At 72.9% G+C, this 24,182-nt stretch carries 15 protein-coding genes and 8 pseudogenes; 7 read left to right on the plus strand and 16 right to left on the minus strand.

Annotated features, from left to right (window positions below):
- From JNW87_RS40655 to JNW87_RS14395, 11 genes and pseudogenes are all read right to left on the minus strand, one after another.
- Positions 1–303, minus strand: a 303-nt coding sequence (locus JNW87_RS40655; protein ID WP_375373510.1) for a UbiA family prenyltransferase, incomplete at its 3' end; no start/stop codon positions are given.
- Complete coding sequence (locus tag JNW87_RS14350) at positions 237–1,397, minus strand: inositol-3-phosphate synthase (RefSeq protein ID WP_109804694.1); 1,161 nt, start codon at positions 1,395–1,397, stop codon at positions 237–239. The genes JNW87_RS40655 and JNW87_RS14350, both read right to left, overlap by 67 nt.
- A 420-nt stretch (positions 1,398–1,817) precedes the next feature.
- On the minus strand, positions 1,818–3,029 hold the full coding sequence (locus JNW87_RS14355; protein ID WP_109804693.1) for a Gfo/Idh/MocA family protein: 1,212 nt from the start codon (positions 3,027–3,029) through the stop codon (positions 1,818–1,820).
- Between the two features lie 20 nt (positions 3,030–3,049).
- Entirely contained in the window at positions 3,050–4,102 is a 1,053-nt protein-coding gene (locus tag JNW87_RS14360) for a substrate-binding domain-containing protein (RefSeq protein ID WP_109804727.1), read from the minus strand.
- 91 nt (positions 4,103–4,193) lie between these two features.
- Positions 4,194–5,314 (minus strand): annotated as a pseudogene (locus JNW87_RS14365) (ABC transporter permease).
- A 43-nt stretch (positions 5,315–5,357) separates the two neighbouring features.
- A complete protein-coding gene (locus tag JNW87_RS14370) occupies positions 5,358–6,869 on the minus strand; it encodes a sugar ABC transporter ATP-binding protein (protein ID WP_201749921.1) in 1,512 nt (503 codons plus the stop codon).
- 217 nt (positions 6,870–7,086) lie between these two features.
- A pseudogene (locus JNW87_RS14375) lies at positions 7,087–8,264 on the minus strand (ROK family protein).
- A 390-nt stretch (positions 8,265–8,654) separates the two neighbouring features.
- Positions 8,655–9,737 (minus strand): YihY/virulence factor BrkB family protein, encoded by a 1,083-nt coding sequence (locus JNW87_RS14380; RefSeq protein ID WP_109804725.1) that lies wholly within the window; start codon positions 9,735–9,737, stop codon positions 8,655–8,657.
- A gap of 62 nt (positions 9,738–9,799) precedes the next feature.
- The gene (locus JNW87_RS14385) at positions 9,800–10,609 is read right to left on the minus strand and encodes an ABC transporter permease (RefSeq protein ID WP_109804690.1); all 810 of its coding nucleotides are present in this window, start codon (positions 10,607–10,609) and stop codon (positions 9,800–9,802) included.
- A gap of 12 nt (positions 10,610–10,621) precedes the next feature.
- Positions 10,622–11,421 (minus strand): annotated as a pseudogene (locus JNW87_RS14390) (ABC transporter permease).
- A gap of 83 nt (positions 11,422–11,504) precedes the next feature.
- Positions 11,505–12,436: pseudogene (locus JNW87_RS14395) on the minus strand (ABC transporter ATP-binding protein).
- Positions 12,437–12,773: 337 nt separating this feature from the next.
- Between JNW87_RS14395 and JNW87_RS41505 the strand changes: the two are divergent.
- The 4 genes and pseudogenes from JNW87_RS41505 to JNW87_RS14410 all read left to right on the plus strand — a co-directional run bounded on the left by JNW87_RS41505 (position 12,774) and on the right by JNW87_RS14410 (position 17,483).
- Positions 12,774–13,319 carry a hypothetical protein gene (locus tag JNW87_RS41505; protein ID WP_375373511.1) on the plus strand — a complete coding sequence of 182 codons (546 nt, stop codon included), beginning with the start codon at positions 12,774–12,776 and terminating at the stop codon, positions 13,317–13,319.
- A gap of 101 nt (positions 13,320–13,420) precedes the next feature.
- Positions 13,421–15,033: pseudogene (locus JNW87_RS14400) on the plus strand (TRAP transporter permease).
- Positions 15,034–15,185: 152 nt separating this feature from the next.
- A complete protein-coding gene (locus JNW87_RS14405) occupies positions 15,186–16,448 on the plus strand; it encodes a transposase (protein WP_238453840.1) in 1,263 nt (420 codons plus the stop codon).
- 15 nt (positions 16,449–16,463) lie between these two features.
- Positions 16,464–17,483 carry a TAXI family TRAP transporter solute-binding subunit gene (locus tag JNW87_RS14410; RefSeq protein ID WP_109804685.1) on the plus strand — a complete coding sequence of 340 codons (1,020 nt, stop codon included), beginning with the start codon at positions 16,464–16,466 and terminating at the stop codon, positions 17,481–17,483.
- A gap of 127 nt (positions 17,484–17,610) precedes the next feature.
- On the opposite strand, the pseudogene JNW87_RS14415 reads toward JNW87_RS14410, so the two are convergent.
- From JNW87_RS14415 to JNW87_RS14435, 5 genes and pseudogenes are all read right to left on the minus strand, one after another.
- Positions 17,611–18,146 (minus strand): annotated as a pseudogene (locus tag JNW87_RS14415) (hypothetical protein).
- A pseudogene (gene dnaG, locus JNW87_RS14420) lies at positions 18,146–20,039 on the minus strand (DNA primase). Before dnaG ends, JNW87_RS14415 begins: the two co-directional pseudogenes overlap by 1 nt.
- 88 nt (positions 20,040–20,127) lie before the next feature.
- Positions 20,128–20,379: a helix-turn-helix transcriptional regulator gene (locus tag JNW87_RS14425; protein ID WP_109804682.1), complete on the minus strand. Its 252-nt coding sequence runs from the start codon at positions 20,377–20,379 to the stop codon at positions 20,128–20,130.
- 10 nt (positions 20,380–20,389) lie between these two features.
- Entirely contained in the window at positions 20,390–21,241 is an 852-nt protein-coding gene (locus tag JNW87_RS14430; RefSeq protein ID WP_109804681.1) for an ABC transporter permease, read from the minus strand.
- On the minus strand, positions 21,238–22,215 hold the full coding sequence (locus JNW87_RS14435) for an ABC transporter ATP-binding protein (protein WP_109804680.1): 978 nt from the start codon (positions 22,213–22,215) through the stop codon (positions 21,238–21,240). Before JNW87_RS14435 ends, JNW87_RS14430 begins: the two co-directional genes overlap by 4 nt.
- Positions 22,216–22,372: 157 nt before the next feature.
- Here JNW87_RS14435 and JNW87_RS14440 point away from each other — a divergent pair, with 157 nt between their 5' ends.
- From JNW87_RS14440 to JNW87_RS14450, 3 genes and pseudogenes are all read left to right on the plus strand, one after another.
- Complete coding sequence (locus tag JNW87_RS14440) at positions 22,373–23,023, plus strand: hypothetical protein (protein ID WP_109804679.1); 651 nt, start codon at positions 22,373–22,375, stop codon at positions 23,021–23,023.
- 49 nt (positions 23,024–23,072) lie between these two features.
- Complete coding sequence (locus JNW87_RS14445; RefSeq protein WP_238453841.1) at positions 23,073–23,783, plus strand: acyltransferase; 711 nt, start codon at positions 23,073–23,075, stop codon at positions 23,781–23,783.
- Positions 23,774–24,182: pseudogene (locus tag JNW87_RS14450) on the plus strand (hypothetical protein); the annotation flags it as partial. The gene JNW87_RS14445 and the pseudogene JNW87_RS14450, both read left to right, overlap by 10 nt.

Below are 24,182 nucleotides of genomic sequence, written 5' to 3' on the forward strand. Positions count from 1 at the left end.
GAGCCCGAGCGCGGCCGGCGGGCTCACCCGGCCGGAGGGGATCGGCCGCTCCGGTCGCTCCACCGCGTCCAGGTGGCGGTCGGCCCAGTCGTTGGCCGCCATGCCGGCCCAGTAGAGCAGCACCGACGCCCCGGCCAGCGCCGCGTCCGGCGTCCAGGACGCCGGCCGCCGCCGCGCCCGCCAGCACGTCCCCGGGTACGGAGAGCGCGGCCGGCGCCCGGACCAGTTCGGCGAGGTCAGCGAGGCTGGCCATGGGCGCCTCCCCGGTGCAGGCCGGCGACGAGGTCGCGCAGCAGGGCCCACTGCTCGACGAGCGAGTGGGTCGGGGCGTCGAGCGGGTCCTTGAAGAAGAAGGCCAGCTCGGGGAGGGGGCCGCGCCGGCCGGCGGCGTGCGCGGCGGCGGTGAGCCGGGCCAGGTCGAGCACCAGCGGGGCGGCCAGCGCGGAGTCGCAGCCGTGCCAGGTGAACTCCATCCGCATCCCGGTGCCCAGGAAGCCGGCGAAGGTGATCAGGTCCCAGGCGGTCTTGAAGTCGCCCAGCTCCTCGACGTGGTCGATCCGGGTGTCGCCCTGCGGCAGGTAGCCGAGCGTCTCGCCGAGCACCCGCTGCTTGCTGGCCACCTTGGCCGCGTTCGCCGCCGGGTCGGCCAGGTTCGCGCCGTCCCCGCCGCCGAGCAGGTTCACCCCGGACCAGGACCGGACGGCCAGGTGCCGCATCGCGAACATCGGCGCCAGCACCGACTTGACCAGCGTCTCCCCGGTCTTGCCGTCGTGCCCCGCGTACGGCAGGCCACGCTCCGCGGCCAGCGCCGCGAGCGCCGGCAGCCGGGCCCCGGTGGACGGTGTGAAGTCGACGTACGGGCAGCCGGCGGTGAACGCCGCGTACGCGTACAGCGAGCTGGCTGGCAGCACCTCATCGGGGCCGGCCAGCGCGGCCCGCAGGGCCACCAGGTCGGCGTGCGCCGGGTGCGGGTCGGCGGCCGGCTCGGTGGCGCAGACGTTGACCACCACCACCCGGTCCAGCCCGTGCCGGTCCCGGAAGTCGGTCAGGTCCCGCGCGACGGCGGCGGCCCGGTCGGCCTGGGTGCCCCCGGCCGGGGCGGGGCGCAGCGCCCGCTCGACCTCGTCCAGTTCCCCCGCGAGGGTGTCGACCAGCCGGCCGGGCAGCACGCCCGCGGTGGCCAGCGCCTCGGCCCGCTTGATCAGCGGGGTCGCCACCACGTCGTGGCCGCCGAGGACGAGATCGGCGAAGGCCGGCAGGGCCGGACCCCGCAGCTCGGGCAGCTCGGTGACGCAGCCGGTCGGGCCGGTGAGCCCGGCCCGGAGGGCGAGCGCCCCGACGATGCTGGTGGTCGCGACCGAGCCGCGCGCCCCCATCAGCCAGATACCCGTACGCATCGTGCTCCTTCCCGTGGAACCTCCGTGCCGAGATCTCGCTAGTCGTCAATGTGCGGATGGGCCCCGTCCGCCCGTGGCGTCCCGGGGTTGCGCCCGGGTCCGGCGGCGAAGTCGGCGGCAGCGCGCCGGACGGGGTCCCGGGCGGGTGTGGGCGGACGGGGCTGGCAGGCCGGGTCGGTCGGCGTCCCGGTCCTGCCTGCCCCGCGTCGCCGGGTGGTACGCGTCCGCCGGTGCGGCCGGGGAATCCCGGTCCGGCCGCACCGGACGGCCGTGCTGCTCGTGCCGCACCGAGCAGCTCCGGTGGCACGCCCTCCGGGGCCGGCCTCGTCCCCGCCGCGGGCGCAACCGCGGCCGGTCCTCGCCGGCCGGCTCCGGAAAGTCGATCGGGCGGCGCCGGCGGGTCGGCCGGCGCGCGACGGGTCAGGCGGCCAGCTCGGCCGCCACGGCCGGCTCCACCTCCGTCCAGGAGGAGCCCAGCTCCGCCGAGCGGGTCACCGCGTCCAGCACGAGCTGGACCTGCAACGCGTCGGCGAAGGAGGGGGTCGGGTCGACGCCGGTGGCGACCGCCTCGACGAAGTCCCGCATCTGGTGGGTGAAGGAATGCTCGTAGCCGATGATGTGGCCCGGCGGCCACCAGGCCGACATGTACGGGTGCTCCCCCTCGGTCACCAGGATCCGGGTGAAACCCTGCTCGGCGGCGGGCCGGGTGGCGTCGTAGAACTCCAGCTCGTTGAGGCGTTCCAGGTCGAACACCACGCTGCCGAGCGAACCGTTGATCTCCACCCGGAGCGCGTTCTTGCGGCCGGTGGCGAACCGGCTCGCCTCGTACGTGGCCAGCGCGCCGCCGTCGAGCCGGGCGACGAATACCGCCGCGTCGTCGACGGTGACCGTGCCGGTGGCCCGGCCGTTGCCGTCCGCGTGGGCGGCCAGGCCGCTCGACCCGGCCGGCAACGGCCGCTCCTTGACGAAGGTCTCGGTCAGCGCGCTGACCCCGCTGATCCGCTGCCCGGTCACGTACTGGGTGAGGTCGATGATGTGCGCGCCGATGTCGCCGAGCGCGCCGGAGCCCGCCCTGTCCCTCTGCAACCGCCAGACCAGCGGGAACTGCGGGTCCACGATCCAGTCCTGCAGGTACGCCGCCCGGACGTGCCGGATCACACCGAGCCGTCCGTCGGCGACCAGCTGCCGCATCATGGTGACCGCCGGCACCCGGCGGTAGTTGAACCCGCACATGGCGCGTACCCCGTCGGCCCGGGCCCGGGCGGCGGCGGCCGCCATCAGCCGGGCCTCCTCGACGGTGTTGGCCAGCGGCTTCTCGCACAGCACGTGCTTGCCGGCGGCCAGCGCGGCGATCGCGATCTCGCAGTGGCTGTCACCCGGCGTGCAGATGTCGACCACGTCGATCTCGTCGGACTCGACCAGCCGCCGCCAGTCGGTGGTGTGCCCCTCCCAGCCGAGCCGGTCGGCGGCGCCGGCCACCTTTCCGGCGTCCCGCCCGCAGATGAGCGACATCCGGACCCGCGCCGGCAGGTCGTACACCCGGTTCACGGTGCGCCACGCCTGGGAGTGCGCGGCGCCCATGAACGCGTAGCCGACCATGCCGACCCGCAGGTGTCTGTCGTGAGTGGACAAGGTGGGTCTCCCCCCGTGTGTCAGAACCCGAGCTTCAGGTAGTTGCCCGCGTTCTCCTTGGTGATCGTCTCCGAGGCGAGCACGATCTCCTTCGGAACCTGGAGTTCCACCAGGTCGGACATGCCCTTCCCCTGACCGATGAGGCGGGCCAGGGAGATGGCCGAGGAGGCCATCGACGGGCTGTAGGTGACGGTGGCCTTGAGCACCGTGTTGTCGGCCTGGATGTCCTCCATCGCCTTCTTCGAGCCGGCGCCGCCGACCATGAAGAACTCCTTGCGGTTGGCCTGGTTGACCGCGGCGAGCACACCGATGCCCTGGTCGTCGTCGTGGTTCCAGAGTGCGTCGAGCTTCGGCAGCGCCTGGAACAGGCCGGTGGCCGCCTGCTGACCGGAGTCGGCGGTGAACTCGGCCGGGCGGCGGTTGGCCACCCGCAGGCCGTTCGCGGCGAGGGTGTCGGCGAAGCCCTTGGAGCGTTCCTGGGTCAGCTCCAGCGAGTCGATGCCGGGGATCTCACCGATCACCGGGTTGCTGACCCCCTTGGCCTTGAGCTGCTCGACGATGTAGGTGGCGGCGGCCACCCCCATGCCGTAGTTGTCACCCTTGATCTGCAGGCGGTAGGCCTTGGGGTCGGGGAAGGCCCGGTCCAGGTTGACCACGGGGATGCCGGCCTTCATCGCCTCCAGGCCGAACGCGTTCAGCTCCTTGCCGTCGTGCGGCAGCAGCACGATCACGTCCGGCTTCTGGGAGATCAGGGTGGACAGCGCGGCGCGCTGGGCCGCCGCGTCCGCGCCGGCCTCCACGCTCTTGAACTCCACGTCGGAGTACGCCCCGGCCTGCGCCTTGGCGTTGTTGGTGATGGCGGCGATCCAGCCGTGGTCGGCGGCCGGGGCGGAGAAGCCGATGGTCACCTTCTTGCCCGGCTCGGCGTTGCCACCGGTTGCGGCGGCCTTGGTCTGCGCCTCGGTCGGCGTCGCCTCGTTGCTGGTGCAGCCGGCGAGCACGACGCCGGCGGAGAGCGCGGCCCCGCCGAACAGCAGCCGGCGGCGCGACAGGTCGCGACTGTGCTGGGTCATGACGACCTCCATGGATGAGGTGGTGGGGTGAAAATGGGTGTGCTGGTCCCGGCCACCGTCGCTGTCGAGGTGGCCGCCGGTGTGCGGTGGGTCAGGTGGTGGTGGCCCGATTGCGGCCGAGGAACTGGGTGAGGCTGCGGAACTGCACCTGCTGGATCAGGACGCGGCCACGATGATGCCGCCCTTGACCATGTTCTGGGCCTCCGTGGAGAGGCCGTTGATGGCGAAGAGGTTGGTGATGGTGGAGAAGATGACCACCCCGAGCAGGGAACCGATGATGGTGCCCCGCCCGCCGCTGAGCAGCGTCCCGCCGATGATGGCGGCGGCGATCGCGTCCAGCTCGTAGAGGTTCGCCATCGCCGCCTGCGCGGAGGTGGCCTGCGCGGTCAGCATGACCGCGGCGATGCCGCAGCAGAGGCCGGACAGCGCGTAGAGGTACAGCGTGTGCCGCCGCACGTTGATGCCGGCGAGCCGGGCGGCCTCCGGGTTGCCGCCGACCGCGACGGTGCGGCGGCCGAAGGTGGTCCGGTTGAGCAGCACCCAACCGGCGACAACCACCGCGGCGAGGATGTAGACCAGCAGCGGGATGCCGAGCAGTTCGGTGCTGGCGATGCCGTTGATGAAGGTGTTGTTCGAGACCTGGGTCTGCTTGTCGGAGATCTCGGCGGCGAGCCCCCGGGCGGCGACCATCATGGCGAGCGTGGCGATGAAGGGCACCAGCCGCCCGTACGAGACGAGCAGGCCGTTGACCACGCCGACGGCCAGCCCGACGGTGAGGGCACTGAAGATCATGCCGCCGGCGCCGTAGCTCTGGGTGGCGACCGTGGTGGCCCAGACGCCGGCCAGGGCGACGATCGCGCCGACCGACAGGTCGATGCCGCCGCCGATGATCACGAAGGTCATCCCGACGGTGACCACGCCGACCACCGAGGCGAGCTTGAGGATGGTGAGCGTGTTGCCCCACACCCAGCTCGCGTTCCCGTACAGGTCGGGCCGGGTGAGGATGCCGATGACGACGAGCACCACCAGGGTCGCCAGCAGGCCCAGGTTGCGCTTCGCGCCCTCCCCGCCGTCGCCCCGCCACCAGGAGAGCCGGCCGGGCGCGTCCGACTTCGCGGTCGCCGCCGCGGTCTCCGCCGGATCCACCGGCGGCGACTGCGCCGGCAGGTCCGCCGGCCGCTCCGGCGTCGCCGTGGGACTCATCTCGCTCATGCCGCCGCCTCCGTCCACACGTCGATTCGCTCGCTGCGCTCGCTCATGCCGGCGCACCTTCCATGAGGGACCCCGCCATGACGAGGTCGAGCACGGTGTTCTCGTCGAGTTCGCCGGCCGGGGCCTCGCGGACGACCCGGCCCTCCCGCATCACCAGGACCCGGTCGGCCAGCCCCAGCACCTCGGGCACCTCGCTGGAGACCAGCAGCACGCCGACGCCCCGCGCGGCCAACTGGCGGATGACCTGGTACAGCTCGGCCCGGGCCCCCACGTCCACGCCCCGGGTCGGCTCGTCGAGCAGCAGCAGCCGGGTGTCGCCGAGCAGCCAGCGCCCGACCACCACCTTCTGCTGGTTGCCACCGGACAGGGTGCGCACCGGCCGCCGGACGTCGCGGGGCCGCAGCTCCAGGGAGTCGGCGATCCGGTCCGCCTCGGCCCGCTCCCGTCCGGTGTCGGTGAAGCCGAGCCGGGCGTACCGGCCGAAGGTCGCCAGGGTGACGTTGCGGTAGATCGACTCGCCGAGCAGCAGCGCCTGGCTCTTGCGCTCCTCCGGGGCCATCCCCATGCCGGCCCGCACCGCCGCGCCGACGCTGCCGGGCCGCAGCGTCCGGCCGCCCATCCGGACCGTGCCGGCCTGCGCGCGGCGGGCGCCGTAGATGGTCTCCAGCAGCTCGGAGCGGCCCGAGCCGACCAGCCCGGCGATCCCGACGATCTCGCCGGCCCGCACGGTCAGCGAGACGTCGGCGAACTCGCCGGACCGGGTCAGGCCGTCCACCCGCAGCAGCTCGGCGCCCGCCGGGTCCGCGGCGGGGCGGTCCGGGAAGACGTATTCGATGCTCCGGCCGGTCATCCGGGCGACCAGGTCGCGGGTCGGGGTGTCGCGCGCCGGCAGGTTCGCCGCCGTGGTCCGGCCGTCCTTGAGTACGGTCACCCGGTCGCCGATCTCGCGGATCTCCTCCAGCCGGTGCGAGATGTAGATGACCGCGATGCCCTGCGCGGTCAGCTCCCGGATGATCCGGAACAGGTTGCCCACCTCGTCGTGGGCCAGCACGGCGCTCGGCTCGTCCATGATGATCAGTCGGGCCTCGTGGGAGAGCGCCCGCGCCATGCTGACGACCTGCTTGCCGGCGGCGGGCAGCGCCCGGACCATCCGACCCGGCGGGATCTCCGGGTGGCCGAGGCGGCCGAGGATCTCCCGGGTGCGGCGGGCCATCCGGCCGCGACGGACGAACCCGAACCGGCGCGGCTCGTGGCCGAGGAAGGCGTTCTCCGCGACCGACAGGTCCTCGACCAGGTCGAGCTCCTGGTAGATGGTGGCGATCCCGGCCCGCATCGCGGCCTGCGGGCTGGCGAAGGCCGCCGGCTCGCCCCGCCAGTGGGCCTCGCCGGAGTCCGGCCGGTGCACCCCGGAGAGCACCTTGATCAGGGTGGACTTGCCGGCGCCGTTCTGCCCGAGCAGGCAGTGCACCTCGCCGGCCCGCACCTCCAGCTGCACCCCGTCCAGCGCGCGTACGCCGGGGAAGGTCTTGACCACGTCGGTGAGGCGCAAGACCACCTCGCCCGCGACGGTGTCCGCGGGGGCCTCCACCAGCGGCGTCCTCGTCACGACGGCCTCCTCGCTCCTGCTCGTCGACGGTCCGTCCCGGTCGGCCGGTTCCCCCGTGTCCCCGGCCGGACCGGCACCCGGGACGACCGGATCGTCGTCGCGCGCGGTCATGACGCCTCCCCGGCTCGCGACTGCGGGGCTCGCCGGCCCGGCTCGCTCCTCGCGGTCATGACGCCTCCCCGAAGGCCAGGTCGCTGGCGAGCACGGCCGCCCCCGCGACCCCGGCGCGCGGGCCGAGCTCGGACAGGACGACGGGCAGGTTGCCGGTGGCCAGCGGCAGCGACCGGCGGTAGACCACGCTGCGGATCTCGGCGAGCAGGATGTGCCCGAGCTGGGCGAGCCGCCGCCGATCACGATCATCGACGGGTTGGTGAAGCTCACCAGCCCGGCCAGCACGCTGCCGACCCGCCGGCCGCCGTCGCGGATGAGCTGGATGCAGGTGACGTCCCCCTCGGCCGCCCCCTGCGCGACGTCCAGCGCGGTCAACGCGCCCCGGGCGTCGAGCCGCTCGGCGAGCGCCGGGGAGATGCCGGCGCGGGCCGCCGCGGTCGCCTCCTTGGCCAGCGCGGCGCCGCTGAACAGGGCCTCCAGGCAGCCCAGGTTGCCGCAGGAGCACATCGGACCGTTCGCGTCGACCTGGATGTGGCCGATGTCCCCGGCGCATCCGTCGGTGCCCCGGTACACCTCGCCGCTGAGGTAGATGCCGCAACCGATCCCGGTGCCGATCTTGATGAACAGGAAGTCGTCCACCGAGTGGGCGACCCCGCCGTGCCGCTCGCCGATCGCCATGATGTTGACGTCGTTGTCGACCACCGCCGGGCAGCCGTGCTCCCGGGTGAGCAGCTCGCGGACCGGGAAGCGGTCCCAGCCCGGCATGATCGGCGGCGAGACCGGCACGCCGTCGCGGAAGCTCACCGGCCCCGGCACGCCGATGCCGACCGAGTCGAGCCGCTCGTACGCGCCGTCCACCTTGGCCTTGTGCAGCAGCTCGTTGACCCGCTGGAGGGTCACCTTCGGGCCGGAGCGGATGTCGGCCGGCTCGGTGTAGGCAGCCACCGGTTCGAGGCGGCCGTTGACCACCTCGACGTCGATCGAGCTGGCGCCCAGGTCGACCGCGGCGAAGCGCAGGTGCGGGCTCAGCTCGACCAGGGTGGAGCGCCGGCCACCGCGGGACGCGGCCAGGCCCGCCTCGGCGACGTAGCCGAGGCCGACCAGCCGTTCCAGCTCGGCGAGGAGGCGGGGGCGCGGCATCTGCAACCGGTCGCCGAGCTCCGCCCGGGACACCGCTCCCTCGTCCCGGAGCAACCGCAGCAGCCGTACGTGCAGGGGGTCCACCGTCCGCACCGGGACTCACCTCCGCATCGGAGTCGTTCACATCGACGCAACGGCGACGTGTCGTGTCCGACACAGTAGGAGCCTTCCGGGCCGCATGTCCATAGCTTCAGCGCGATCCAAGCCAAACTTTTGTCCATCTGAGCAAAAGCGCGTAGTGGATCACGAAAAGCGGGCCGTTCCGGCCCAGCTCACCCCACCGCCGCCCGGGGCGGCCGGCACGACGATCGACGCCAGATCGGCGAGATGGCGCGATCCGCCGACCTCCGACGCCGCCACCTCGCCGACCCGCAGCCGGTCTCCCGGACCCGGCGCGGCGAAACGGGGCGGGCACGGGACGCTGGACGTGCGACCGCCCCGCCGCGACGGACGCGGCGGGGCGGGGCGGTCGACGGGGCCGGATCAGCGACGGGCGTTGCGCTTCTTCTTCAGCTTGCGGTCGTCGCGCAGCTCGACGTAGGGCTCCTCCTCGGCCGGGTGCCCGGCCTCGATGGCGCGCCCGCGCTCCAGCTCCGCGTCGAACTCCGCGCCGAGCAGGATCGCGATGTTGCTCAACCAGAGCCAGACCAGGAAGATGATCACGCCGGCCAGCGTCCCGTAGGTCTTGTTGTACGAGCCGAAGTTGCTGACGTAGAGGGCGAAGAGGCCGGAGATCACCAGCCAGATCACCACCGCCAGCACGCCGCCGGGGCTGACCCAGCGGAAACCACCGTGCCGCGCGTTCGGCGAGGCCCAGTAGAGGATCGCGAACATCAGGCTCACCAGGATCAGCAGCACCGGCCACTTGGCGATGTTCCACACCGTCACGGCCGTCGAGCCCAGCCCGATCGCGCTGCCGACCTGCTCGGCGAGGCCGCCGGTGAAGACCACGATCACCGCGGCGGCCAGCAGCAGCACGCCGACCAGGGCGGTCACCCCGAGCCGGATCGGCAGGGTCTTCCAGATCGGCCGCCCCTCCGGCACGTCGTAGATGGTGTTGGAGGCGCGCATGAAGGCGGCGATGTAGCCGGAGGCCGACCAGAAGGCGGCGAGCAGACCGATGATCGCGGCGATGCTGGCCAGGCCGCCGGAGGCGCCCGCCTGCTCGATCGCGGTCTCGATGATCTCGCGGATGTTCTCCTGAGGCACGGCCTGGTTGACGGTGTCCTTGACCCCCTCGGTGGCGCGGGTGCCGAGCAGGCCGAGCACCGAGATGAGCACCAGCACGCCCGGGAAGATCGAGAGCACCCCGTAGTAGGTGAGCGCGGCGGCCCAGTCGGTCAGGCTGTCGTCCTGGAACTCCTTGACCGTGCGCGTCAGCGCGGCCTTCCACCCCGCGCCCGGTAGCTCGGTCGGGCTGCCCGGCGCTTCGTCCGGGCCGACCGGCCCGCGGTTGCGCCCACGGCCGGCCTCCCGGCCCGCCCGGTCACCGCCGCGGGCCGCGGCGGGTTCTCCGCGGTCGGCACGGTCGCGCCCGCTGCGGGCGGAAGTCTCGTCGGAGGCCATCGCCACTCCCTCGTCGTCGGCGTCGCCCTGCACATGCCCCGCGAGAGCCGGTGATTAACCAGCTACTTGTAGAGCAACCTCCCCATCCGTCGGGATGCCACCAACAGCCCCACCCCGGTCAGGACCAGCAGATACGCCACGTCGAGCAGCCACGACCAGCCGGTCGCCCCGACGGAGATGCCCCGGATCAGGTGCACCGACCGGTAGAGCGGGGTCAGCTCGACCACCCAGCGCAACACGGCCGGATACGCCTCGGCCGGAACGAAGGTGCCGGAGAAGAGGAAGAGGGTGAACTGGGCGGAGCCCATCAGGTCGAAATCCTGCCAGCTGCGCATGAACGTGGCGACGGCCATGCCGAGCGCGCCGAACGCGAAGCCGACCAGCACCGCGGCCGGGAACGCGGTCGCCGCCCGGCCCACGCTGGTCAGGTCCATCCCCACCATGACGACCAGGAAGGCCGCCGAGTAGAGCGAGCCCCGGATCATCGCCCAGCCCAACTCGCCGAGGGCGATCTCGAACGGCTGCACCGGGGTCGCGATGATCCCGTCGTACAGCTTCATGTACTTCATCTTCCCGAAGAAGTTGAAGGTGGTCTCCGCCAGCGCGCCGGTCATCGCCGACGAGGCCAGCATCGCCGGCGCGACGAACCCGGCGTACGAGACGACCCGGCCGCCCGGGAGGGTGAGGTCGCCAACCAGCGCCCCCACCCCGATGCCGATGGAGAAGAGGTAGAGCACCGGCTCCAGGAAGCCGGAGATGAGCACCAGCCAGTAGGCGCTCTTCAGCGCCGCGAGGTTGCGCTCGGCGACCGAGGCCGACCGGCGGGGCGCCCCCTCGAAGCTGACCAGCCGGGGCAGGACGAGACCGACCACGACACCCCTCCCCTAGACGACGAGCTCGCGGCGGAACGCGCGCCGGGCCAGCAGCCAACCGGCGATCGCCCAGGCGGCGAGGTAGAGCAGATGACCGGGGACGACCACTGCGGCGCCACCCCGAGCGTGGCCGCCCGACAGAGGTCCACCCCGTGCCAGAGCGGCGTCGCGTACGCCAGCTGGCGCAGCCCCGACGGCAGCGACTCGACCGGGAAGAACACCCCGGCGAAGAGCGTCATCGGGATCACCGCGAAACGGAACAGCAGTGCAAGATAGCTGTCGCTCGGCGCCCAGGCGCTGAACGCGAAGGTCGGCGCGGCGACCGCCAGGCTGAGCAGCAGCACCACCGGCAGCACGGCCACCGCCCACGGCGAGCGCACCGCCCCGAACAGCGCGGTCACCAGCAGGAACGCGGCCGTGCTGGTGAACGCCCGGAACAGCACGAAGGCGAGGTGGCCGGCGAGGATGTCTCCCACCCGCAGCGGCGCCGCGGACTGGGCGAAGTAGGTCTTGATCCAGCGGAAGTTGCTCAGCACCGGCCAGGTCGACTCGCCGATCGCGACCTGCATCGCGGTGGAGGCGATCAGGCCCGGCACCAGCCAGTCGAGGTAACGCAGGCCGCCGACGCCCTGGTCGACGTACGCCCCGACGCCGAAGCCGAAGCCGACCACGGTGAGCACCGGCAGCAGGAAGGACGAGAAGACCCCCGCCCGCCAGGTCCGCCGATAGCCCACCAGGTAGTGCGCGAGCACCGCCAGCGCCGGCACCCGCGGCAACGCCGGCCGGACCCGCCCCGCCACGCTCACGTCCACCACCCCCGCTCTCCGCCCACCACGGCCTTCCTACCTCCCGGGTACGACAGACCGCCGGCCACCCTACGACGGTCCATAGGCCGTCAGTCCACCAACGTCCGGCCGGTGAGGTGCAGGAACACGTCCTCCAGGCTGCTGCGCCGGACCAGGACGCTGGCCGGGACGAGGCCGAGCGCGGTGACCTCGGCGACCGCCGCGTCGCCGTCGGCGACGTAGAGCAGGATCCGGTCGGGCAGCACCTCGACCCGCTCCCCCAGCCCGTCGAGCTTGCCGGCGAACGCCTCCTGCGAGTCGGCGGCGAAGCGCAGCTCCACCACCTCCCGCGTGGAGTGTTGCTCGATCAGGGCGCGGGGCGAGCCCTCGGCCACGATCCGACCGCCGTCCATCACCACGAGGCGGTCGCAGAGCTGCTCGGCCTCGTCCATGTAGTGGGTGGTGAGCACCAGGGTGACGCCCTGCTGCTTGAGCCGGAACAGCCGCTCCCAGACCAGGTGCCGGGCCTGCGGGTCGAGCCCCGTGGTGGGCTCGTCGAGCAGGACGATCTCCGGGTTGTTGACCAGCGCGCGGGCGATGGTCAACCGGCGCTTCATGCCGCCGGAGAGTGGCTCGACCTTGCTGTCGGCCCGCTCGGTGAGCTGGACGAAGTCGAGCAGCTCGGCGGCGCGCTCGCGGGCCACCCGGCGGGGAATGCCGAAGTAGCGGGCGTAGGTGGTCAGGTTCTCCCGGACGGTCAGCTCCGGGTCGAGGTTGTCCAGCTGGGGGCAGACGCCCAGCCGGGCCCGGATCGCCGGGCGTCCCGGACCGGGTCCATGCCGAGGATGCGCAGCTCGCCGCCGCTCGGCGGGGAGATGCAGCCGACCATGCGCATGGTGGAGGACTTGCCGGCGCCGTTGGGCCCGAGGAAGCCGAACGCCTCGCCGGGTCGCACCTCGACGTCGATGCCGTCGACGGCGGTGAAGTCGCCGAACCGCTTCACCAGCCCCCGAGCCTGGATGAGTGGTTGAGCAGTGGTCACCGGCCGACCCTAGCCGCCGGGTCCGACAGCTTCGACCGGATTAGTCGCCGCGGACGCGCGGCACCCACGACACCACGCGGAGTGCTGTCCGCTACGCCACGTGAGCGACCTGACGGTCTCGCCGGGAGCCGCCCGCCGGGGCGACTCCGCCTCATAGTGGGCAGATCCTGTTCGGACTCACGCGACGCGGGAAGCTCGCTGCGGATTTTTGCGCGGACTGCGGCGGGGAAGTCCGCCCGACAAACGGGTGCGCTGAGTGACTGCCAGCCGATTTCCATGACTTGCCGCAATCACGAGGGGCAATGCGTGGTGTACGGAATTCGCGTATGTTCCCCTCGTGTCGCCCGTTCGTTCCTCCGACGGCTCTCCCCCGCGGCCCCGGCCTGCCGGCTCCCGCGAGGCGACGCCTGCGCCCAACGCCGCCCCGGTCGCCCTACCGCCGGACGACGGAGCGGTCGGCGACCCGGCCTGGGCCGACGACGGGCCGACCAGCGCCCACCCCGACACCCGCGAACTCGCCGCCCGCTTCGAGGACGAGAAACCGGGGCGCGTCCTTTCCGGACCGATCGGGCTGCTGTTCACCGGGGCGACGCTGGCGATCGCACTGCTCGCGCTCTGGCAGGTCTTCTTCCCGCTCCCGCAGGGCAGCAAGTATTACCTGATCATCTTCCTGACCGGCATTCTGCCGATGGTCTTCCTCGCGTACCCGGCGGACCTGCGACTGCCCGCCGGCACCGCCCGACGGCCGACGCCCCGGGCGCACCGGCCGACGGGCACGCCGTACCGGCCGACGGGGCGGCTACCGGGGCCGGGACGGCGGCGGGCCGGGCGGCGCAGGGGCCCACCCCGACCGACCGGGCGCTCGCCGTCGCGGCGCTGGTGAGCTGCCTCTACCCGGTGCTACCGGTCACGCTCGGCGCCGGCGGTGGCGGGTACGACGCGTTCCTCGACCGGCAGGGCCTGCTCGTCCCGCTGGACGTCGCGATGGGCACCGTGCTGCTGCTCCTGCTGCTGGAGGCGTGCCGGCGCACCACCGGGTGGATCCTCCCCGCGGTCTGCCTGCTCTTTCTGGCCTACGGCTACTACGGCGGGCTGCTGCCGCAGTCCTGGCCGGTGGCCCACGCCGGCCTCGACTTCGGCCAGCTCGTCGACGCCTTCTACAACTCCGACAGCGGCTTCTACGGGACGCCGCTGGACGTCGCGGCCTCGTACATCGTGCTCTTCACCATCTACGGCGCGGTGCTGGACCTCTCCGGGGCGGGCCGATTCTTCGTGGAGCTCTCCGCCGCCGCCTTCCGGCGCTCCCGGACGGCCGCCGGGCGCACCGCCGTCGCCTCCGGTTTCCTGCTCGGCACCGTCTCCGGATCGGGTGCCGCGACGACGGTGAGCATCGGCGCGGTGACCTGGCCGATCCTGCGCCGGCCGGCTACCCGGCCGAGCGTGCCGGCGGCATGCTGGCCGCCGCGGGCGTGGGGGCGATCCTCTCCCCGCCCACCCTCGGCGCGGCGGCCTTCATCATCGCCGAATACCTGGGCGTGTCGTACCTCCAGGTGCTCGGCTGGGCGACCGTCCCGACGGTCCTCTACTACCTCGGCATTCTGCTCTCGGTCGAGATCGACGCCCGGCGCTCCGGCGTGCGCCCGGTGGTGATCGACACCGGCTCTGCCTGGCGGCTGCTGGCCCGCTTCGGCTACCACTTCCTCTCGCTGCTCGTGATCATCGTGTTGCTCGCGCTCGGCATGTCCGCGACGCGGGCCGTAGTGGCCGCCACCGTCCTGGCCGCCGCGCTGTCCTTCCTGGACCGGCGGCACCGGCTCACCCCCGCCCGCCTGGTGGCCGCGCTCAGCGGCGGCGTGCGCGGGGTGCTCGCAGTGACCGCGGTCTGCGCCGCCGCGGGCATCATCACGGCGACCACCACCAAGACCGGCCTCGGCCCGCAGGCGGCCGCGCTGCTGGTCGGCGGGGCGCAGGCGGTCAGCTCGGACCCGGCGGTGGTGCTGGCGCTCACCGCGCTGCTCGCCGCGATCGCGCTCAGCCTGCTCGGCCTGGCCGTGCCGGTCACCGCGTCGTTCGTGATCGGCTGGGTGATCATCGGCCCGGCCCTGCTCAACCTGGGCGTCGCCGCGCCCGCCGCAGCGATGTTCGTCTTCTACTTCGCGGTCCTGTCCGAGGCCTCCCCGCCGACCGCGCTCGCGGCGGTCGCCGCCGCCGCGGTCACCGGCGGCCGGCTGGTGCCGACCATGTGGCAGACCCTGCGGTACGCCCTGCCGGCCTACCTCATCCCGATCGCCTTCGTGATCACCCCAGCCGGCCTCGGGCTGCTCGGCATCGGCGGCCCGGGGCGGATCGCCGTGGCCGGAGTGGTGGTTGCGCTCAGCGTCGCCGTGCTGGCCGTCGCGGCGGGCGGCTGGCTGCCCGGCGTCGGCCCGGCCGGCCCGCCGGAGCGGATCCTCGGCGCCGTCGCCGGGCTGCTGCTGCTCTGGCTCGAACCTGTCCCCATCACGGCCGGCGCGGTCCTGGCCGCACTGGCCGTGGCGGGTGTGCTCGTCCGACGTGGATCCGCCGGGGCGGACCTGACCGGGGCTGGTCACCGGTGAAGGTCACGCGCATCGCTTACTCGACGGGCCTGAATGCAGGTAAGTACGCCGCCCTGGCGGAGCAGGCGCGCCGGTTGGGTCGGGTGCGTAGCGAGGTGTGGCAGCGTTACGGGTCGGTCGCCGGTGTTGGGTCCGGGTTGACGGATCGACAGGTGCGGGACCGGTGGCTGGCCGACGGCACGCACACGCGGTTCGGTGTGCTGGCGAACGCGTGGAAGGAAACGGTCCGCGACGCCATGGCCGACATCGCGGCGAACCTCGCCTCGGCCAAGGTCGAGGTCCGGCGGGCGATCACCCGACGCACCACCGATCCGGTTGAGCGCAAGCGGATGTTCACCGCGCTGAAGGCCGACCGATGGGCTGTCGACCCCTTTCTGGCTCGACAGATGCGCACGCACTGGAAGCGTGGCCGCAACCGCACGCACGATCAGATCGTGGTGCGCGCCGACAAGTACAACACCGTCGTGGACCGGCGGGGCCGGTTGTGGTTGGCGGTTCCCGGTCTCGAACGCCGCCAGATGGTCAGGATCCCGCTGTCGTCGACCGTCGCCCCGACGGGCACGCTGCGGCTGATGCTGCGCGGCGGGCGGGTCGAGGTGCACTACCAGATCGACGCATCGCAGATGCGGTCGTCGCAGCGGCCGTGCGGGGACCGGACGGTCGGCGTCGACAAGGGCTACACCGAAGCCGTGACCGACTCCGACGGCGGCCGCCACGGCACCCGCCTCGGCCAGCTGCTGAGCAGCGAGTCGGACCAGTTGAAGGAACGCAACCGGCGTCGGGCGAAGCTGCGCTCGATCGCGAACACCGCCGCCCGTCGTGGCGACCATGCGAAAGCGCACCGGATCAGGGCCAACAACCTCGGGACCGTCAAGCGGGAGCGACAGGCCGCGCGCCACCGCGCACGGGTGCGCACGGAGATCTTCACCGCCGTGCACCGCGCCGTCGACAAGGCCGCCACCGTGGTCGCCGAAGACCTCACCAAGAGCTTCGCCGGACGCACCACGCTCGGCCGCAACGTCAACCGGCGCCTCGCCGCGTGGACCAAAGGGGTCACCGCCGAGGCCCTAACAAACGTGTCGGAGCGCAGAGGTTCTGTGCTCGTACACGTCAACGCCGCCTACACCTCACAAGCCTGTCACCGCTGCGGCCGGCTCGGCCGACGCCACGGGGACCGGCTTCACTGCACTGCGTGCGGGGTGGTGTGGCAGGCCGACGTGAACGCCGCGATCAACATCCTGCAGCGAGCAGGCGACCCCGACATCGCCCTGCACACCCCGCACCAGAAGGTGAAGCAGATCCTGCAGGACAGGACCGATCGCCACCGGACCAGACTGCCGGTCCAGGACTCCAGCCCGGCCACCGCCGAGCGGAGAGCGAACCATCCGAACCGCTCAGCAATGAGCAACAACTAGGAAGCAGGAAAGACAGTGAGACGGATCGACGTGCGGATCGCCGCGGGGGTGGGCGCGCTGGCCCTTGTCGCGGCGGGTGCCGCCGGATGCGGGGGCCGTCAGGACGGCGCGGCCAAGGACGACGCCTCCAGCGAGGTCACCTGCAAGGTCACCGAGAACACCCGGGTCGGCATCGCCACCGGCAACGCCACCGGCGTCTACTACGTGGTCGGCAACGCGTTGGCCGGCCAGCTCTCCGCGGCCACCGGCGGCAAGCTGACCGGCACCGCCGCGGAGACCGGCGCCTCGGTGCAGAACGTCGAGCAGCTGGTCAGCGGCCAGTACGACGTCGCCTTCTCGCTCTTCGACACGGCGGTCAACGCGGTGCAGGGCAAGGGCAGCTTCACCGCCCCTCAGCCGGTCGAGGCGCTCGGCCGGATCTACGACAACTACACCCAGGTCGCCGTCCGGGCCGACTCCGGGATCACCTCGGTCGCGGACATGAAGGGCAGGAAGATCTCCACCGGCTCCCCCAAGTCCGGCACGGAGGTCATCGCGAATCGGCTGCTGGAGGCCGCCGGGTTGGACCCGGCCAAGGACATCCAGACGCAGCGGCTCGACCTGACCAAGACCGTCGAGGGCATGAAGGACGGCAGCATCGATGGCTTCTTCTGGTCCGGCGGGGTGCCCACCGGCGGGGTGACCGACCTGTTCACCACCGCCGGCGACAAGGTGAAGTTCATCGACATCACTCCGCTGCTGCCGAAGATGACCGAGCTCAACCCGGCGTACCAGGCCGGGACGATTCGCGCGGACGTCTACCGGACCGCGGCCGACACCCCCACCATCGTGGTGCCGAATGTGCTGTTGGTCCGAAAGGACCTCGACGCGAACGTCGCCTGCGCGATCACGAAGACGGTCTTCGAGAAGAAGGACGCCCTCGCCCAGGCCAATCCGGCCGCCAATGGCATCAGTCTGGAGAACGCCCGCAAGACCGACCCCGTGCCACTGCACCGGGGCGCGGCCAAGGCGTTGCAGGACCTCGGCGCGAACTGATCCACCCGGACCGGGTCCGGACGTCCCGTCCGGGCCCGGCATCGCGGCCGGGCGCTCGCCCCGGTCGCGTCAGGCCCGCCCCCGGCACCCGGTTCACTGGCGGCTCGGCTCCACAGTGGGGTACGCCTCAGACGTCAACGGGGGCGGTCGCGGCGCGGGCGGCGGCGACCAGCCGGTCGGTCTCGGCGGCCACCGTCTCGTCGTCGGCCGGCGTGCCCGGGTCGTAGCGGACCGTCCAGGTCAGCCCGTCCACGCCGGCCACCCGGCGGGCGGCGATCCGGCCGGCGCCGCCGGGCAGCTCGTGGTGCGCCGTGTACGCCACCGAGCGGGTGACCCGGGCGCGCACCTGGTGCGGCAGGTCACCGGGGTCGAGCAGGAGGTACGTCTCGGCCGGCAGTCCGCGACGACCTGGTAGCCGTCCCGCTCGGTAACCTGCTCGGCCGGGGTCACGGTCAGCTCGCGGCCGGACCAGATCGCCTTGAGGATCTCGTGCCAGCCCAGCCGGTGGCCCCGGCCGGGCAGCCAGAGCCCGAGGTTGCTGGCGACCAGCACGCCGTCGCCCTCGCCGTTGCCGGCGGCGGCCCAGGCGAGCACCCGCTCGTCGGTCGCCAGCGGCGGCCGGTCGGCGGGGGGCAGCTTGGGTTTCCGGTTGAACAGTCCCATCACAGTCCTCCGGCGGCCTGCTCGCGAAGCGCCCGCGCGTGCTGCTCCAGCGAGAGCAGTTCCCCGAAGAGCGCGAAGTACTCGTCCTTGTTGCTCACCGGGTTGATCCGCTGGATCTTGGACTTGAGGTCCTTGATCCGGGCGGTCACCGAGCCCCACTGGAGCCGGGCCATGGTCACCGAGACGTAGCGCGGGTCCGGCTCACCGTCGATGCGCAGCGGCTCGACGGCCAGCTCGCCGACGAGCGCCCTGGCGGCCAGGTCCTCGCAGGCGTCGCGGACCTGCTCGATCCAGACCGCGCCGCCGGTGGCCGCCGCCGCGCCGCCGGCCGCCGCGACCGCCGCCCGCACCGCCACGTGGACGGGGTGGCGGTACGGCGGCGGACTCGACCGCGTCGAACATCGGGCCGGCCAGCACCGGCTCCTGGAGGGCGAGCTTGAGCGCCTCCCGCTCGACCATCGACTGCGGGCTGTCCACGGCGGGGGCGGCCGGGGCGGACCGGGCCGGGCCGGGCCGCTCGCCGCTCGGCTGGCCGTTGGCGGCGGTCAGCACCGCCCGCTGCACCGGCTCGATCTCCATGCCGAGGTCACCGGCGAGCTTGCGGACGTACTCCGGGCGCTTCTCCCGGTCCTTGAGCTTGGCGACCAGCGGGGCGGCTCGGCGCATCGCCTCCACCCGGCCGTCGACGGTGTCCAGGTCGTACCGGTTGATCACGTGGCGCAGCGCGAAGTCGACCAGCGGCTCGCGGCGGGCGACCAGGTCGCGGACCGCCAGGTCGCCCTTGGCCAGGCGCAGCTCGCACGGGTCCATGTTGTCGGGGCTCACCGCGATGAAGGTGCGCCCGACGAAGCGCTGGTCGTCCTCGAACGCGCGCAGCGCGGCCTTCTGGCCGGCGGCGTCCCCGTCGAAGGTGAAGATGATCTCGCCGGCCACGGCGTCGGTGTCCAGCAGCAGGCGGCGCAGCACCCCGATGTGGTCGGCGCCGAACGCGGTGCCGCAGGTCGCCACGGCCGTGGTGACGCCGGCCAGGTGGCAGGCCATTACGTCGGTGTAGCCCTCGACGACGACCACCTTGCCCTGTTTGGCGATCTCGCGCTTGGCCTGGTCGATGCCGTAGAGGACGTGCGACTTCTTGTAGAGCGGCGTCTCGGGGGTGTTCAGGTATTTCGGGCCGTCGTCATCGGCGAAGAGCTTGCGGGCGCCGAACCCGATGACGTCGCCGGCGAGGTCCCGGATCGGCCAGAGCAACCGGCGGCGGAACCGGTCGATCAGGGAGCCCGACCGGGCCGGGCGGGACAGCCCGGCGGTGACCAGCTCGTCGTGGGTGAAGCCCTGCTGGCGCAGGTGCTTGGTGAGCAGGTCCCAGCCGTCCGGGGCGAAGCCGCAGCCGTACCGGTCGGCGGCGGCCCGGTCGAAGCCGCGCTCCGCCAGGAACTCCCGGGCCGGGCGGGCGCCGGCCGTGGTGAGCTGGGCGCGGTAGAACTCCACCGCGGCCGCGTGCGCGGCGACCAGCCGCTGCCGCTGGCCCTGCTGGGGGCGGCTGCGCGGGGTGGACCGGTCGTCCTCCACGTACCGCAGCTGGAGGCCGGCGCGGGCGGCGAGCCGCTCGACCGACTCGACGAAGCTGAGGTGCTCCGCGTCCATCAGGAACTTGATCGCGTCCCCACCGGCCCCGCAGCCGAAGCAGTACCAGACGTTGCGGGCGGGCGAGACGTTGAACGACGGGCTCTTCTCGTCGTGGAACGGGCAGAGCCCCTTGAGGTTGCCGCCGCCGGCCGACTTGAGGGTGACCGTGTCGGAGATGACCTCGGCGATGGAGCTGCGCTCGCGGACCAGCGCGATGTCCTCGTCCCGGATCCGCCCCGCCATCTCCGCCACCTCCTCGGCGTACATCCTGCCCTGCCGGACCGACGATCCGGTGGTCGGGGGACGCCCGTGTGGCGAAGGACGCCGCGGCCCGCCGGACCGGCCGGCCGCGCGGTCAGGCGGAGCGGCCCGCGCCGCTGGTCACGTCGCCGATCCGGGGGAACGGCTCGATGGAGAAGACCACCTCGACCGGCACCTCGAAGAACGCGGCGATCCGCAGCGCCAGGTGCAGGCTGGGCCGGAACTCACCCCGCTCCAGGTAGCCGACCGTCTGGTAATGCACGCCCAGCGCGTCGGCGAGCTGCCGGCGGGAGACGCCCCGCTCGGCGCGCAGCACCGCGATCCGGTTGTGCACGGTCTCGCTCATCGACGCCCTCTCATCCGACCCGCTGCATGGCCCGCTCCCGGCGAGCGGCCACCCGCGAGCCGGATTCCCGGCGGGCCATCCGGCGCAGCACGACCGGCGCCAGCACGAGCCCGAGCACCGCCCACGCGCCGAGCACCCCGAGCGTCTCCAGGTGCCGCCAGGAGCCGTCGAGCTCGACCGCGGCCATGCCGTCGGGCAGCAGCGCCGAGCGCATCCCCAACCCTAGCCAGTAGATCGGGAAGACCTGGGCGACGCCCTGCAGCCACCCCGGGTAGCCGTTGATCGGGTAGAAGATGCCGGAGAGGGCGATCAGCCCCATGTTCGGCAGCATGACCAGCCCGAGGTTGCGCGGGTTCTCGATCAGCGCGCCGAGGACCGCGCCCATCGGCAGGGTGGCGACCAGGCCGAGCACCGCCACCCAGAGCAGGGTGAACCAGGCGGACGCGTTGGTCACCCGGAGCCCGTCCAGGAAGAACAGCGCCGGGACGAGCTGGATGAACATGCTCATCAGCGCCACCGTCGACATCAGGATGATCTTGCCGACCAGGTAGCCGAGCATCCCGTTCGGGGTGGCCTTGGCGCGCAGCAGGGTGCCGTCCTCCCGCTCGATGACCAGCTGCGAGGCGAGGACCAGCATGCCGCCGAAGGCCAGCCCCATGCCGAGGGCGCTGGGCAGCGTTCGGGCCCCGAGGGAGAAGGAGGTGCCGGGCACCGTGGAACCGCGCATGAAGAACATGGCGGTCAGCAGGGCCGCGGTCGGGAAGAAGTAGTTCCACAGGTCCTGAGCGTTGGTGAAGGTGTTACGCAGCTCGATCACGCCGCGCTGGACGCCGGCCCGGACGGCCGCCACGGTCGGGTTCATCGGTCGCTGCTCCCCTGCCGCCACATCCGGGTCGCCGCGCCGGCCCGCACCCCGGATTCCTCTTCGTAGACCAGTGCCATGTACGCGTCCTCCAGGCTCGCCCGGCGGATCTCCAGCTCCTGCACGGCGTCGCTGTACTGGCGGAGCAAATCGCGGACGAAGCCGGTGGCGTCGGCGGCGGAGTGCACGAAACGCTTCCCGTCCCGGGTCCAGCGGATCTCCGCGTCCCCCGCGACCCGACGGGACAGCTCGTCCGGCGAACCGTTGGCGACGATCCGGCCGCCGGCCAGGATGAGGATCCGGTCGGCCAGCTTCTCCGCCTCGTCCAGGTCGTGCGTGGTGAGCAGGATGGTGGTCTCGTCCAGGTCGGCGAGACGGTGCACCAGCTCGTGGAACTCGCGCCGGGCGGCCGGGTCGAAGCCCACCGTCGGCTCGTCCAGGAAGAGCAACTCCGGGCGGCCCACGATGCCGACCGCCACGTCGAGCCGGCGGCGCTGGCCGCCGGAGAGCTGGTGCACCCGCTTCCCGGCGTGCGCGCCGAGGCCGACCGTGTCCAGCAGCTCGTCGACCGGGCAGGGCCGGCGGATCCGGGCGGTCGAGTACGGTGCGTAGAAGTCGCCGAGGTGGGCCAGCAGGTCCCGGACCCGCCACTTGCCGTGGTCCCGCCAAGACTGGAGGACCACGCCCATCCGGGCCCGCCACCGCTCGTCGCCCCGGCCCGGGTCGCTGCCGAGGACGCTCACCTCGCCGGCGGAGCGCATCCGGAAGCCTTCGAGGATCTCGATGGTGGTGGTCTTGCCGGCCCCGTTCGGCCCGAGCAGGGCGAGCACCTCGCCGCGCCGGGCGGTGAACGTGACCCCGTGCAGCACGTCGACGCTGCCGTAGCGCATACGGAGGTCACGGACGTCGAGGACGAGGTGGTCGTCGGGTGGGTGGGGAGTCGTGTCCACTCCCGGTAGTTCGACCGCCGTCATGACCGCTCCCCGAGGTGTGTCGGATCAGTACCGCGAAATGTAGCACCCCTACTACATTGTGAGGTAGACCGACTCCCTCGGGAATCGGACCGCCAGGCCGCCGGCCCTCGCGGATCTTGGCTACGGTGGGGGCCGCGACCGCGAGGAGGAACGCCGGATGGCCCAGGACACGGACGTACCGCTGACCATCGCCCTCGCCGAGTACGAGCACCTGCGCGAGCTGAGCCGCGCGGTGCACGACCAGTCGGCGGCCCGGTTCACCTTCTTCCTCGCGGTGGCCTCCGCCGCCACCGCCGTCTCCGCGGGGCTGATCACCACCGGCAGCCCGGACGGCTGGGTGCGGCCCGCCGTCCTGGCCGGCCTCGGGGTGCTGGTCCTGCTCCTCGGGATCTCGGTCTTCGCCCGCCAGGTCGAGCTGAACGACCGGGGCCGCCGCTACGCCGTGGCGGCCACCGTGCTGCGCACCTACCTGGCCCGGCGGGCGCCCGACCTGACGGCGTACGTGATGATGCCGACGCTGGACGACCATGGCCCCTTCGCGCCGGAGCCGTTCCGGCGGCACTGGTTCCGCGACCTGGTCAGCCAGGCCGGCATGATCGCCCTGCTCAACAGCGTGCTGCTGGGCCTGGCCGCCGCCCTGGCCGTGCTGGCCGCCGGCCCGCCCTGGCTGGCGATCACCGTGGCGGCCCTGGTGGTCCCCGGCTCGGTCGCGGCGCACCTGCGGGTCATCCGCCGCCGCATCGCCCGCTCCGCCGACCGGGTCGGCACCGTCCTGGCCGACCGCCGTCTCGCTTCCACCACTGGGTGACACCGGCGCGGCCGGGTGTAGACCCGGCGGCGACGGGGACAACCGGCGCATGTCGGGTGCAGGCGGACCCCGGATCGCGTACCAGCCGGCGCTGGACGGCGTCCGGGCGCTGGCGGTGGCAGCGGTGCTCGCCTTCCACGGCGGGGTGGCGGCGCTCCCCGGCGGATTCCTCGGCGTGGACGCGTTCTTCGTCCTCTCCGGGTTCCTGATCACCTCGCTGCTGCTCGCCGAGCACCGGGACACCGGGCGGATCGACCTGACGGCCTTCTGGGGCCGGCGGATCCGCCGGCTCCTCCCGGCGCTGCTGCTGGTGCTCCTCGTCGTGCTGCTGGTCTCCCGCCAGCTGCTGCCCGGCACCGAGCTGCCCGCGCTGCGCTGGGACGCGCTGGCCGCGCTCGGCTACCTGGCGAACTGGCGGATGGCGCACCGCTCCGGGGACTACTTCGCCGCCACCGGCAGCCCGTCGCCGTTGCAGCACACCTGGTCGCTCGGCATCGAGGAGCAGTTCTACCTGGTCTGGCCGCTGCTGCTGGTGGCGCTGCTGGCGTGGACGGCGCGCCGAGCCCGACGACGTGGGGCAGGCGCGCCGCCGTCCCCGCCGGAAGTCGGCGGGCTCCGCACGGTGACCCTGCTCGGCACGGCCGGGTCGGCGCTCGCCGCGGCGGCACTCTTCGCGCCCGGCGCGGTGGACCGGGTCTACTACGGCACCGACACCCGGGCGGTGGCCCTGCTGGTCGGCGCCGGCCTGGCGTGTTGCTGAGCAGGAGGACGACACCGGCCGGAACGCCGGCGCGGGTACGGCACCCGGTGCTCGGCGGGCTCGCCCTGGCCGGGGCCGTGGGGACCGGCTGGCTCTGGGCCACCGCCGACGGCGGGGACGGCTGGGTCTACCGGGGCGGCCTCACCCTGGTGGCCCTGGCCGTGGCGGCCGTCATCGCACACGCCACGGTGAGCCCGACCGCGCGACCGCCCGGCTGCTCGCGCTGGCCCCGCTGGTCCGGCTCGGCCGGATCTTCCTACGGCGTGTACCTCTGGCACTGGCCGCTGTTCCAGTGGCTCACCGCGGAGCGCACCGGGCTGACCGGGGTCGCGCTGCTGGCCGTCCGGTGCGCGGTCACGCTGGCCGCCGCGACCGGGTCGTACCTGCTGGTGGAGCGGC

Origin of the sequence: Micromonospora sp. ATA51, from assembly GCF_016802855.1 — a bacterium.
In the GTDB taxonomy this organism is placed as follows: domain Bacteria; phylum Actinomycetota; class Actinomycetes; order Mycobacteriales; family Micromonosporaceae; genus Micromonospora; species Micromonospora sicca.

Excerpts from the sequence above, each read along its gene's own strand:
- JNW87_RS14425 (WP_109804682.1), bottom strand. The coding sequence starts at position 20,379 with ATGAGCGAGACCGTGCACAACCGGATCGCGGTGCTGCGCGCCGAGCGG.
- JNW87_RS14440 (WP_109804679.1), top strand. The coding sequence starts at position 22,373 with ATGGCCCAGGACACGGACGTACCGCTGACCATCGCCCTCGCCGAGTAC.
- JNW87_RS14380 (WP_109804725.1), bottom strand. The coding sequence starts at position 9,737 with ATGGCCTCCGACGAGACTTCCGCCCGCAGCGGGCGCGACCGTGCCGAC.
- JNW87_RS14350 (WP_109804694.1), bottom strand. The coding sequence starts at position 1,397 with ATGCGTACGGGTATCTGGCTGATGGGGGCGCGCGGCTCGGTCGCGACC.
- JNW87_RS14445 (WP_238453841.1), top strand. The coding sequence starts at position 23,073 with ATGTCGGGTGCAGGCGGACCCCGGATCGCGTACCAGCCGGCGCTGGAC.
- JNW87_RS14435 (WP_109804680.1), bottom strand. The coding sequence starts at position 22,215 with ATGACGGCGGTCGAACTACCGGGAGTGGACACGACTCCCCACCCACCC.
- JNW87_RS14360 (WP_109804727.1), bottom strand. The coding sequence starts at position 4,102 with ATGACCCAGCACAGTCGCGACCTGTCGCGCCGCCGGCTGCTGTTCGGC.
- JNW87_RS14430 (WP_109804681.1), bottom strand. The coding sequence starts at position 21,241 with ATGAACCCGACCGTGGCGGCCGTCCGGGCCGGCGTCCAGCGCGGCGTG.